This is a genomic window from Faecousia sp., assembly GCF_048519415.1.
Classification (GTDB): domain Bacteria; phylum Bacillota; class Clostridia; order Oscillospirales; family Oscillospiraceae; genus JAZOXB01.
Genome location: NZ_DBFZUT010000056.1, coordinates 37637 through 50883, shown reverse-complemented (window position 1 = coordinate 50883; position 13247 = coordinate 37637). Strand labels below are relative to the sequence as shown.

The 13247-nt window shown below is 66.6% G+C and carries 5 protein-coding genes and 2 riboswitches; all 5 genes read right to left on the bottom strand.

The annotated features are described in order from the left end of the window. Positions 1 to 142: 142 nt before the first annotated feature. Complete coding sequence (locus ACMKFF_RS06010) at positions 143 to 5392, bottom strand: S-layer homology domain-containing protein (RefSeq protein WP_419496378.1); 5250 nt, start codon at positions 5390 to 5392, stop codon at positions 143 to 145. 20 nt (positions 5393 to 5412) lie between these two features. Then, positions 5413 to 7533 (bottom strand): transglutaminase-like domain-containing protein, encoded by a 2121-nt coding sequence (locus ACMKFF_RS06005; protein ID WP_419496377.1) that lies wholly within the window; start codon positions 7531 to 7533, stop codon positions 5413 to 5415. Between the two features lie 2 nt (positions 7534 to 7535). Continuing rightward, the gene (locus tag ACMKFF_RS06000; protein WP_419496376.1) at positions 7536 to 8597 is read right to left on the bottom strand and encodes a DUF58 domain-containing protein; all 1062 of its coding nucleotides are present in this window, start codon (positions 8595 to 8597) and stop codon (positions 7536 to 7538) included. Positions 8598 to 8608: 11 nt separating this feature from the next. Beyond that, positions 8609 to 9565 carry an AAA family ATPase gene (locus tag ACMKFF_RS05995; RefSeq protein WP_419496375.1) on the bottom strand — a complete coding sequence of 319 codons (957 nt, stop codon included), beginning with the start codon at positions 9563 to 9565 and terminating at the stop codon, positions 8609 to 8611. A gap of 852 nt (positions 9566 to 10417) precedes the next feature. After that, positions 10418 to 12355, bottom strand: a complete 1938-nt coding sequence (locus tag ACMKFF_RS05990) for a hypothetical protein (RefSeq protein ID WP_419496374.1) — start codon at positions 12353 to 12355, stop codon at positions 10418 to 10420. 88 nt (positions 12356 to 12443) lie between these two features. After that, a riboswitch (cobalamin riboswitch) is annotated at positions 12444 to 12647 on the bottom strand. Between the two features lie 172 nt (positions 12648 to 12819). Further along, positions 12820 to 13056: riboswitch (cobalamin riboswitch) on the top strand. Positions 13057 to 13247 lie beyond the last annotated feature (191 nt).

The following is a 13247-nucleotide window of genomic DNA, read 5'->3' as shown; positions in this document are numbered from 1 at the left end:
GTTCCATATGTTTCGGAGCTTATATAATTTTACATTTCGTTACGAAAACCATTTTACAGCCGGGTCAACCGACCGCCTTACAGGATATAAAACGGCCCCGCAGGAGGCTTTTCTCCTGCGGGGTTTTCTCGCTGCCGTCATCTCAGCGAACGATATTTTTTACATACCGCATCAAAATGGCGGCAACCTGTGCACGGGTCGCGTCGCCCTGCGGGTCGAGGATCAGGCCGAAGCCGTTGTCCGTGCCGTTCACAAGGCCCGCAGCGTTGGCCCATGCCAGTGCCTCGCGTGCATAGGCACTCACCCGTCCGGCATCCGGGAAGACGGACAGATCCGCCCGCGCGGAGGTATCATAGCGCTTTGCGGCATAGCGGAACAGGATCGTTGCGATCTGCTCGCGCGTCACGCGGCCGTCCGGCTCAAACTTCCCGCTGCCCACGCCGTTGACCACGCCGTTTTCCGCCGCCCAGGTCACCGCATCGGTGAACCACTGGCCGCCCGGCACGTCAGTAAACGTGTTCCGCCCGGCGGGTGCGCGGCTGCCGTCCAGACGCCACAGCACCGTGACGAGCATGGCGCGCGTCATGCTTCCGTCCGGCTCGAACGTCGTGGCAGACATGCCGTTGAACAGGCCCTGCTTCAGGGCAAAGTCGATGCCTGCGTGTGCCCAGTGCCCGGCTGCCGGCATATCCGTGAAGCGTCTGCCCGGACAATTCGCGCCGCCGTCGCAGGGCGTTTCGCCGGTCTTCGGAATGACCTCCGTGCGCTCGGCCCCGCAGCGCGTGCAGGTGAACGTGCGCTCGCCGTCCGTGTCCTCTGCTGCGGGGATCGTTACGCGCCCGGCATCCCAGCTGTGACCCAGCGCGTCCGTCCAGGCGTCGCGGTAGGTATCGCCGCAGGACGGGCAGGTGTGCAGCGTGTAGCCCTGCTCCGTGCACGTCGGCGCGACGACCGTGGCCACATAGGTGTGCTCATGCTCCTTTTTCGGGATCTCGGTGTTTTCACTGCGCCGGTAGCCGCAGAAGCACTCCTCATGCTTCAGGCCGGTCTCCTCCTCCGTCGGCTCACGGTCGATGACCCAGACGAATTCATGCGGCTGGAATGCCTCGTCCGTCTGCCCGCAGTAGCTGCAGGTGCCGCGGTGGCCCTCCGGCGTGGTCTCCACACGGTCGTAAATGTGCTTGCGCACATCGAGCGCCGCAAGGCCGACCGGGGCCGCATAGGCCGTGCCCGGCGCGCCGTCACGGTCCTGATAGAGCACATGGGAATAGGTGATCTGGAAGTCGTTGTCGTCCAGTGTCAGCGGGTCCGTCGACCACTGCACGAGCTTCGTCACATCCGTCCTTACACCATTGTGCCAAACGGCCGTGACCTGCATACCGGCGGCCTCAAACGTCTGGCCGACATGGTAGACCGTCTTCTCCGGCTGCGCCGTGACCTCGAGCCGGTCCATCGTGCTGCCGACAGCCATCAGATAGGCTGAGTCGTTCTTGAAGTAGATCGTGCCGTCCGCATCGATGACCGGGCTGCAGATGGCATACTGCGCCTGCGCGCCGCTCGGCGTGAACAGAACATAGGGTGTGTCATAGGTAACATGCTTGCCGCTGCTCTCGTCCGTCTCCTGCGTGATGAGGACCGGCGCGGTCTGGCCCGGCTTGTCGGCCAGAATGCGGAGCTTGCCCGGCGTATAGTTATCGAAGAAGTAGACGTAGACATAACCGTTCTCCGCCTCATAGGCCGTTGTCAGGATACCGCTCGTCTGCGGGTAGCCCTGGGTGCGGACGGAATAGGCAACGGACATCGAAGCAAGGTCGATGACCGTGATGTTGTGGCCGGAATACGCGCCGAACTGTGCCGTGCCGGACACGCCGATGTAGGCGCGGCCGTTATAGATCGTCGGCGTGCAGGTACTCATGGCCGGGTTCTTCGGATCGTTGGCATAATTGGCCAGCTTGAGCGCGCGCAGCGAGCCCTCCGTGAACGTGCCGTCGGCCTCGACATGCAGGCCGTAGAAATAGCCGCCCTTCGTCGTAAAATAGGCCGTACCGGCAAGGCCGCCCTCGCTGTCCGGGACGAAGGTCACGGAGCTGCGCAGGTCGCCCGTCTGCGGCAGCGTCAGCTCGCCGAGCAGACGGCCGCTGCGCGGGTCGAACGAGAGCACGCGGGCATGGCCCGTCGTGTAGCCCGCCTCGCCGTCGTCCGTACCGACGAGCACGAAGTCCTTGCAGGCGTAAGCGCCCGCCCAGTAGAAGCCGCCGCGGGACGTGTAGGTCCACGAGGCCAGCTTGCTCTCATCCGTCTTCGCCGGGTCCTCATCCGTCACGGTCAGGCAAACGAAATTTGCGTTGCCGTCCTCGCGGTTCCAGAAGCCGGTGTAGAGATAGCCGTCCTCATAGGTGATGGGGCAGTTCGGCTGGCCGCCGAGCGGGTCCTCGTACAGCCACAGAGACTCGAGCGTCACGGCATTGAACGCCTGCACGCAGCCGTTTGCCAGGCCGACGAAGATCATGCCCTCGGCATAGGTCGGCGAGTTGATGGCGAAGCTGGACTTGTGGTCCATCTTGCCCTGCGCAAGCACCTCGCCCGTGCGCTTGTCGAGCTTGTAGATCGTCTCGCCGCCGTAGGTATACAGGCAGTCGTCCACGATGATCGGGCAGCCGCAGGCATCGGAGGAATAGCCGCTGCCGAGCTGCGTGGCCCAATAGAGGACCGTATTCTCCGAGGAAACGGGCGTTCTGGCGTCGATGACGCCGTTGTTATAGGCATCCGCGCGGAACGAGGGCCACTGGGCAGGAAGCTGCTGCAGGCCCGTGTTCTCCGCCGCCTTCTGCAGCGTGACGCGGACCGTTTCCGCCTGCTCCGGGGCCGTGTAATGCTGGATAGTCGTGCCGACATAGCCCTTTGCCGTCACGGTATAGGTGTAGCGGTCGCCCGGCGTCAGGGCGAAGCTGCCGTCTGTGGCCCGCTCCGCGCGCCGCCCGGACTGCTCATTCGTCAGGAAGACGGTCGCGTCCTTCGGCTCCGTCACGAACGTCACGATCGTCGGCTCCGTTTTCTGCACATGCAGCGTATAGGTCGCCGGGAGCGCCGCCGCATCTGCATGGTGCACGGTCACGGTCACATCCTCTGCGGTCTTTTCCGGATCGAGCGTCAGGGCGGCGGACGGCGCTTCCGCATACGTCGTACCGTTGATGTCCGCAAGATAGCCGCCGCTGTTCGGGTTTGTCTCCGTCGGCAGGCTGCGGAACGAGGCAGTGAAGTCCAGCGTGCGGGCGCTGACGTCGACGCGCGTCCAGTATTCCGTCACATCGCGGTCAAAGCTCTGCGCCTCGCCCTTCGCATTCAGCAGGTTCAGCGTTACGCCGTCCACGGCGGCGCTGAGCCCGCCCAGCGTCAGGCGGCGGCGCAGCAGCAGCGTGTAGTCCTGATAATATTCCACACTGCCCGCCGTCCGGCTCAGGCGCAGCGTCACGGTGTTGGAATAGCCGCTCGCCGCAAGGCTCTGGCCGCAGGCCGTGGCGGTCTTCGCGGGATTGACGGTCGCCGTGACGTTGATTTCCGCCTGCGTGCCGTTCGTGTCTGTGTTCGTCGTCTGGCGGAGGTAGCGCGCCTTCACGGCATAGCCGCCCGTCGGGGTCGCCTGCAGATAGAACGTGGAGTTCGCATCCGGCACCGTCAGCGTATAGCGGTGCTGCGCCGCCGAAAACGGCACGTCGCTCTCATAGCTCACACCGTTCTTCGGATTGCGCGCGCTGTAGGAGGCAAGCGCGCTGAGACGGTCCGTCGTGTCCGGCTCCGACGCCTGCACCGTGAGACCGGCAGCGGCCTCAAAGCTGCCCGCCGCATGATAGAATTCCTGCTTTGTCGTGATCCAGGTATAGCGCTCGCCGGGGATGAGGCGGTAGGTCCCGCTGCCGACGGGCGCGATCTCGCTGTCCGCCGCATTGAAGACGGCAGTGTCCGTTCCCGCGGGCACCGTGATCCGCACCTCGACGGAGTCGACCTTCGTCGCCGCAATGGTATAGGCGGTGCGCTCTCCGTTCGTGTGGGCTACCTGCACCGTGATCGTCCCGACGGGGACCTCTGTGGACGTGCCGCCGTTCACCGTGACGGAATAGCCCTCCGTGTCGAACGAGGCCGCCTCGATCACCAGGCGGTCGGAGACCGTCGTCACCGCATAGTCCGTCCCGGCCGGGTCAAAGTCCAGCGGCAGGCGCGTACCTTCGCCATAGACGGCAAGCGACGCGAGCGTCGGCACACGGTGCAGGCGGAGCGTATAGGACTGGATGCGCATGTCCGCGCCGGAAGCGCTGCGGGCCTCGAGCCGGACCTCGCAGTCCGTCATCCCGGCCGTGAGCAGCGACACGAGCGCCGTCTGATAGCTCGACCAGCTCTTGCGGTTCGAGGGCTGGCTGCCGTCGCCGTAGTCCTTGCCGTTCTGGCCGATGTAGCAACTGTAGAGCGCCGCGTCCGCAGGGGCATCCACCCCGCGCTCGGCATAGAGATAGGCCAGCGTGCGGAAGTCCTCCACGCGGAACTGTGCCGTATGGGTCTTCTCATCCTGCGTGCCGGGATAGGCACCCGCGGATGCGCCGGACGCATTGTGGAGGCGGATCGTGCCGAACCAGTCGCCCGTCGGCAGCGCGACCTGCTTTTCCACCGCGCCTGCCACGGTCAGCGTGCCGTCGACGCGGTTCGCGCCGCCGTCAGACAGGCTGAACGTGTACTCCCCTGCCACGACCTCGGCGCGCAGGCCCTGTACCTGCGTCACATTGCCATAGCTGTCCGTCAGCGTGAGCTGCGCGGCCGTCCCGGCCGTGTCCGTAAAGGTCACGGGGTACTTTGTGCCGTTCAGAATGGCCTCGTATTCCGCCACGGCGCTGCGCAGTGCGGCAAGAAGCGTCGTCAGGCCCGCCTCGTCCGCCGTCCGCAGGGCGGACAGCGCCGCCGCATAGGCCTGCTGCGCCGCCGGGTAATTCTGCACATGGTCCGTGCGCTCCCGGAAGCGGGCAAGCTCCGTCACGGCGTCCAGCAGGGCCGGAAAGCCTCTTTCACGCTCGGAGAAGACGACGGCCGTCACGGTCTCCGGGCTGGCAATCGCATCGAGCGAATACGCGCCGCCGTCATAATAGACCGTAAAGTTTCCCGCGACGCCCTCGATGTCCGTGATGAACGCGGTATCGATGCCGCCGAAGGCATAACCGCTGCCGCGCAGGGCATCCCGGATGGTCTGCCCGGCCGCATAGGGCACGGCGACCGGCTCAATGAGCGTCTGCCCGGCCGTGGAGGCCGTCAGATAGAAGCTCCCGCCGCTCTGCGCCGCATGCACGGGCACGAGCGGAAGCAGCAGCGCTGCACACAGCAGCAGGGCAAGAAATCGAATGGACTTCATAAGCATTGCCTCCTTCAAACCTAATACCAGATATGGACCCAGCGGTCCGCGAACCGCTGGAACAGGTTCCGTTCTGCGCGGCAGGCCTGCAGGGTCTCCTGCACGAAGTGCTGCATGGCAGCGGCCTTTTCCGCAGGAATATCGTGGCCGCTGAACATGGCCTCGGCATTGTCCTGCCGGGCCTGCTCCAGCCCTGCGGACGGGGCCGCGCCGGTTCGTGCCAACAGGAACACGGCGTAGCCATAGAGCTGCGTCACGGCCTCGCGCGGCTCGTCCGCCGCCATGGCCGCGATCCGGCGGTGCAGGCGGCGTCTGCGCCAGAGCTGGCACAGGACGAGCGCGAGGAGGGCCGCGGCAAGCGGGATCGCGGCGAGCCACCAGCGGAAGCTGCGCTGCGTCTCCTCCTGCGGGGCCTGCTGCTCCGGCTGCTCCACAACGGGCGGCAGCTGCGTGTTTTCATACTGCTTTCCACCCGCCTCGCCGCCTGCTCCGAGGTCCTCGGCCTCTACATAGCCCGGCGTGACCTCAAACGGGACCCAGCCCACGCCGGTCAAATAATATTCCGCCCACGCATGGGCGTGCGTCTCATCCAGTTCAAACGTCTGCTCCCCAGAGGCCGCATCCTGTCCGGAGAGGTAGTAGCCCTCGGCATAGCGCGCCGGGACGCCGCAATAGCGCAGCATCAGCACGGCGGCCGTCGCATAATGCACGCTGTAGCCGCGCGCGGTGACGGACTGCACATATTGGAAAAAGTCCTGCGTCCCGTTCTGCGTCGAGACGCTCTCGTCATAGACGAAGTGCTCCGTGAGCGTCTGTCGGATGGCCTGCAGGATCTCCGGCAGGGTCTTCCCCTGCATCTCGCTCCCCAGCAGCGCCTGCGCGGCTCCGGCCGCCTCCGGCGTAAGCTCAAGGAACTGTGCCTCGGCAAATGCCCGGTAGCCCCCGTCCAGCGTGAGCCACTGCGCCGCGCCGTCCGGATCGTCCGCCAGCGCCTGCTGCGCGGCATACCAGTCGCGCAGGCCGCCGACGGCGCAGGAACAGGAATACGTTTCCCCCGGCGCTTTCGCCGCGCGGTCGCCGATACGGTCCGGCTCCAGCAGGGCGTTGTCCGCAAGGCCCGTCGGCAGATAGGCCTGCGCGCCGCAGGCAGACAGGTTTGTGACCGTGACGGTCTGCACCTGCGTCTGCCCGGCGAGCACCGCCGCAGTCCCGACGGCGCTCTGGGCATAATAGCCCTTTTCATGCAGCCAGTAGAAGCGTCCGGCCTCGTCCGCCAGCGTCTGCGGATCGAGCGGCTGCCAGCTCCGGCCCGTATAGACCTCGCCGACAAAGCCGCGCAGGTAAAGCCGCTGCGGCTGCTCCATCGTCACGCGCAGCGCGGGCGTCCCGTTCTTTTCCCACGCGGAAAGATCGTGCAGATCGCCCTCCGGCATGGAGTTGGCCGCCGCATCATAGCGCAGCGCATGCAGCCCGCTGGCCAGCGCTGCCGCTGCCCCGCTCTCGGGCAGGGAGAGAAGTCCGAGCGGCGCGCTGAGCAGCAGGCAGCCCGCAAGCAGCAGGGCCGCCGTCCGTCCCCGGTCCGTGCGGAACAGCAGCAGGGCCGTCATGCCGCCCGCCAGAAGCAGCAGGCCCCAGCACGACGGGAACAGCCCAATGGCGCAGCCGACCGCCGCAAGAGGCAGCGAAACGGCCGCAAACCATACGCTCCCGCGCCGGGCGCAGCGGCCGGAGGCCAGCGCCGAAAGAAAGCCGAGCGGCAGGAAGGCCCAGAGGCCCTGCCGCATTCCGCCAGAAGATGTCAAATAGATGTACCCGGTCCGCGCCGTCAGCCAGCGGCGCACGCAGTCCGCCAGCTGCCGCAGGCCCGCCGTGACGGGCGCATGGGCGCACAGGCAGAACAGCGCCGCCGCGCCGCAGAGCGCAGGCGTCAGCCACGCCCGCTGCGGCAGGAGCGCAAGCCCGGCCCCCAGCAGCAGGCCAAGCAGCAGGGCCGCCCACGCGGGCAGCACGGGGAAGGACCCCGCCAGCAGCGTCAGCGCCCCCGCAGCGCACAGGCCGCCGCACAGCGCGGCCGCCCACGGCGGCAGAGTCTGCCCCCCGGCAGGGGCACGTTCCAGTTGAAAACCGTTCGTTCGTTTCATGCTCAAAGCTCCAGCTGCTGCAGCGCGGCAGCATAGTCCTCTTTGGTATAGCAGATGCAGCGGACATCCGGCTGCTCCGGCACGCCGCACAGCAGCAGGACCGGCTCCGCACCCGCCGTCAGGCTGCGCCAGACCGGGTCCGGCGAGGCCGTAAAGTAGAGAATTTTGCCGAAGCCGCGCAGCGCCCCGGTCTCCTGCAGAGGCTCCGCGCCGCCGCGCAGCAGCAGCGGCAGATCGCGCAGCAGCTCCTCCGTGGAGCCTGCCTCCGCAAAGCGGGCCGTGCCGCCCTCGGGCCAGCCGAGCTGATAGGCATACCCCTGCTCGCTCAGGCTCTGGCAGACGGAGAACACGGCCTCCGCCTGCGCATCGCGCGCGGCGGCATCGCCGCTGCGGTCCCAGAAGACGAGCAGCGTGCGCGCAGCGGGCATGCCCGGCTCGCGGATCACGAGGCGATCGAGCTTGGACGAGAGCTTCCAGTGGATCTGGCGAAGACTGTCGCCCGGCGCATACTCGCGCAGGCGGAACGGCTCCGTCAGGTCGCTTCCGCGGCGGTCCGGGCTGCTGGTGTCGCTGTCCGGGCTCTGCACCTCCGGCATCGTCACATGGACGGAGGCCGGGAACGTATCCGGCAGGACCGTGACATGCGCCGCCGCGTCCGTCCGGATCTTCCGGGCAAACAGGCCCGGCAGGCCGAGGAGCCAGGCCCTGCGGATGCGGACCGTCAGGCGGCCGCAGTGTTCGGCGCGGAACGAGAAGCGCTCCTCCGCGAAAAATTCCGTTGTTTCGCCCGTCAGGTCATTGCGCACCTCGATGCGACACAGGACGCGGCCTGGCGCGCGGCGGGAGGCCGCGATCTCGCCCGAGATCATGCCGTCCTTCCGGCCGCCTGCCGGGAGCCGGAGCGAAAGCGCGGGCAGCCTGCTGCACCGCAGCACGACGAATCCCGCCAGCGCCGCCAGCACCGGCACGCAGAGCGCGGCCAGCGCTGCCCCGGCATGGGTAAAAGCAAAGGCCAGCACACAGCAGGCCGCCGCCAGCAGCCACAGCAGCCAGGCGCGCAGCATTCGCTTCCGCATCAGCTTTTGAATTCGCGCACCGCGGGCTGCGGGACGCGCTCGAGAATTTCGGCAAGCACCGACCGCGCCGTCTCGTCATGCAGGCGGGCGCGCGGCGCGAGCACAAGGCGGTGGGCACAGACATCGGGCGCAGCCTTCGCGACGTCCTCCGGCAGGACATAGTCCCGCGCATGCAGGAACGCGCGCGCCTTGGCCGCGCGGCACAGGGCCAGACCGGCGCGCGGGCTCAGGCCGAGCTGCAGGCTCTCATGGCAGCGCGTGGCCTCAAGCAGGCGGGCTGTATAATCATAGACCGGGTCCGCCACGAACGTCATGGCGGCGGCATCCATCAGGCCGCCGAGCGCGGCGGCATCCGTCACGGGGCGCACCTGCGCAAGCGGGTCGGCGTGGTGGCGCTCCTTCATCAGCTCCACCTGACTTTCCCGGTCGGGGTAGCCCATGCTCAGGCACAGCAGGAAGCGGTCGAGCTGCGCCGGGGGCAGGAGCTGCGTTCCGGCCGAGCCGACGGGATTCTGCGTCGCCAGCACGAAAAACGGCTGCGGCAGCGGATGCGTCTTCCCGTCGACGGTCACGCGGCGCTCCTCCATAGCCTCCAGCAGGGCCGCCTGCGTCTTGGTGGAGGTACGGTTGATCTCGTCCGCCAGCAGCAGGTTCGTCATGACCGCGCCCGGCTGGTAGGAAAAGGCTCCCGCCTGCTTGTCATAGACGGAGAAGCCCAGAATGTCCGACGGCATCGTGTCCGGCGTGAACTGCACGCGGCGGGTCTCCAGCCCGAGCGCGCGTGCGAAGGCCATGGCCAGCGTCGTTTTGCCAACGCCGGGCACATCGTCCAGCAGCACATGGCCCTGCGCCAGCACGGCCATCAGGACCTTTTCCACGATCTCCCGCTTGCCGAGGATGACCTTCTGCACCTCGCGGAGCACCTGCGCCGCAAGCTCATATTGTTTCTGTTCCATCATGCCGCCTCCCGATATTTCGATTCGTATACGCAGCCGCCGTCCGGCAGCCGCTCCAGCGCGCAGAGGGCCAGCATGGCCTGCTCCGTCGCCATGAGATTTCCTTCCGTGTCCGTCAGCAGATGCGCATAGCTCCCGTCCGCCTTCCGGAATTCTGCAAGGCCTGTTTCGGGGTTCACGCTGCCGAATTCCTGCTCCGGATCGATGCCGAGCGCAGCCAGCGCAAGGAGGACCTGCGCGCAGCTCTCGGCGCTCGGCTCGCCGTAGGCCAGGAAGGTGCCGTCCGGCTGCATTTGATCCTTCAGCCAGGCAAGCGCCCGCTCCACGGTCTCGTCCCGGCCGTAGGGCGCAAGGGCCTGCAGGGCCATGGCCGTCATATCGGCCTCCGAGGCGCCGGAAACGAGGCCGAAGCCGCCGTCCGGCTCCTGCGCCGCGCGGATGGCCTCCACGATCCCGGCGCGCGTGTTTTTCGCCCGCTCCGGCTCCGGATAGGTCCCGGCATCGACCGCCAGCAGGGCAAAGATCAGGCCGTTGAGGCCCTGCGCGCCGAGCTCGCCCGCAAAATTCCACACGCCGTCGTCCAGCAGGTCCACGGTCGTGCCGTCCGGCCGCGTACCGAAGGCGGCCGGGTCGCCGCCGAGCATGGCGACGGTCAGGATCGTACGGGAATACTCCGTCGCCATGAGCGCATCGAGCGTGCCCTGCTCGGCATAGCGCTCCGTGACATGCCGCTCAAGCGCGGCAAGATAGGCGTCATAGCTCTCGTTCGCACCGCAGGCCAGCAGCGCCATGGCGAGCCAATCTCCGATGGAGCTGCCCGCCAGCTCCGCTGCGCGGCCCTCCAGGAAGCCCTCACGCACGCCGAGCAGCGCCCGGCAGCCCGCGAGTGCCTTTGCAGGCGCCGATCTTGCGCCGCAGCCCGCCAGCAGTGCAGCGCACAGCAGCAGGATCAGAATATTTCGCATTTGCTTCAAGGAACATGCTCCTCTCGTTTCCGTTCTCCGCCGGGTCCGTGGGGGCCGTTGGCGGCTCCGTGGGCTCCGTGGGCTCCGTGGGATCCGTGGGATCCGTGGGATCCGTTGGGTCGACCGTTCCGGTCTTCGGCAGGACGTCGCGGCGCGTCTCGGCGCACTTCGTGCAGACATAGTCCGCATAGCCGTCCTCCGTCTCCGTCGGCTCGACACGGGCCGTCTCCTGCCAGTCGTGGCCAAGCGGGATCTCCTGCCCGTCGCGCCAGACATAGCAGTAGCTGGACAGCACGCCGTAGCCGCCGCCCGTCGCGCCGAAGCCGTCGATATCCTTGCCCCAGGCCAGCGTAAAGCGCAGCGTCAGCACGTCGCCGTCGCCGAGCATCCATTCCGACAGGCCCTTGCCGGGGTAATAGCCGTTGACATCATACATCCAGCCCGCGCCCCAGGTGTAGTCGTGCTGGCCGAGGCTGTCGCGGCCGGGCGCGCCCGTCAGTGAGATGCCGTCGCGCTGGATGAGTGTCCAGAGGCGCTCCGGCACCTGCGCGCGAAACAGCAGGTCGCCGCGCGTCAGGCGCATGAGATAAAAACCGCCGTTCTTTTCCGCAAGGCCGTCATAGCCTGCCTCATAGCCGCAGTCCTCCAGCATCTGCAGCACGGTCTGCGCGGCCGTGTCGCCCTGTTTGATGCGGACGGTCTCCTCGTCGACGATTCCGAGGCCGACGGTCGTGGCGTCGATGCGGATGGTCGCCTCACCGATGTCGTCGCCCTCCGAGACCGTCTGATAGACGATCTTCACGGTGCGCATGGCGGAATTTCCGGCATCGTCCCACGCAAGGATGCGCAGCGTATATTCCCGCTCATCGCCGACGAGCGGCGCGGAGAAGCGCAGCACATATTCATAGCCGGACGCGGCGCTGCCGGTCGGGTTCGTCAGCAGCTCGCCGTCCATCGAAACCTGCAGATGGCTCGTGTAGATCGGTGAACCGTCCGTGCCCGTCCTCGCCCAGACGACGAACGTCATCGTCTGCACGGAGACGGGATCGGTCCGGCCGTCGCGGCTCGTCGTGATGATGGGCGGCGCATCGCCGATCTCGGGCTGATCGTCGTCTGCGAGCCTTGCGCGGTAGGAAATATGGTATACCGCGGCATCGCCGACGCGGCGGCCGTCGCGATATAAATATAGGGAGAAGGTATAGGACTGATTTAAGGTAAGGCGGACGGAGAAGTTCCGGTCGTCCGCCGGCAGAAGGCGCGTGCCGTTGTTTGCGGTGGAGCCGGACTCCTTATAATATACCCGCAGGCTCAGGTCTCCGCTGCCCGCAGCATAGGCATAAAACCGCAGCGTATCGCCGTCCAGCTCACCGGAGCGCCAGACGCGGCTGACAAGGTCCGTCACGATATGCGGCTCCTCGGGGCCGGGGGCCTCCGTGGGGGCAGGACCCGGCTCCTCCGTCGGCTCCGTTCCGCCGCCGGTGCTGCGCGTCGGCTCCTCGCTCGGCTCGGGCGTCTGTGTCGTCTGCGTGGCGGACGTCGCATCCGTCGGCTCGTCCGGCTCCGTAGATAGCTCGGCCGTTTCCGTCTCGTCCGGCTCTTCGGACGGCTCCGTCGGCTCCGGGGACTGCGTGAGGGGCACGTCGTCCGATGTGCCGCCGCTGCCGCCGCGCTCCTGTCGGTCCGGCTGCAGGACCTGCGCCTGCTCCGGCAGCGGATCGGGCGGGCGCACCTGTCCGCCCGTGAACACGACAGCCACCGCACCGGCCAGAAGCGAAAGGATCAGCACGGCCGTGCAGACCCGGCCCCAGATTGTTTTCCGTCTCATGGCACGACCCCCAGAAAAAAAGGACACTGCAACAATCGTTGCAGCGTCCGCATTTGCGCACAACAATATGCCCCGTTTCCCGCACCATGCGGGCAGAGCCTCCCCAAGCAGGTCTTCTGACTCACGCCTCGACGGCCGCGCGCGCCTTCTCAGGGTTCCCCAATGACCGGCTTTCGCCCTGCACGCGGCCTCCGCGCATACAGCGGCGGTACCGTCCGGGATTCTCACCCGGTTCCCTATCCTCTCCCGCTGCCCGGACGGCAGCGGAAGCACTTGAAGCTTCCATTGCTCTCAGTATAACAAGGGCCGATTTTTTTGTCAAGTCCGTTCCGGTGTGTGTTGCCGCATTCGCTAAAAAAATACGGATTTCGGTGCTTGACAGGCGCGCCCGCATGGTCTATAATCAAAGTAGTCCGCACAAAGCCTGTGCGGCATGAACTGAATATTCTGCTTGCAGAGACCGTATGTACGCAACGGCGCGGGGCGACCCCGTCAGGCATACGGGTAAACAAGGGAACGGGGATAATACCCCGAGGGAGGCGCGCTGCGCCTCTGGGATAACCGTCGCTGTGAGCGTTGAGTCCGCTGCCCGTCGGCGAAAGCCGGTCATTGGGGGATCCTGAGAAGGCAGGGCAGCGGCCGTGGGGGCTTTGCTCCCGGATGCGCGACCCAGAAGACCTACTGTGATGCATTACTTTGCCCGAATCGGTTGAGGGGATAGTCTATCTATCCTCTCAGCCGTTTTTTGTGCCCGATTCGGGGCAGCGGATGCGTTCCCGCTGCGCATGACCGGGTGTTCTCCTCCTGTGGGCGGGTCGGGTGCCGCCGACCCGCCCCACGATGCAGCAGCTTGCCAAAAACTCCATGTCTCCCATGTAGTTTCCTGTCAGGC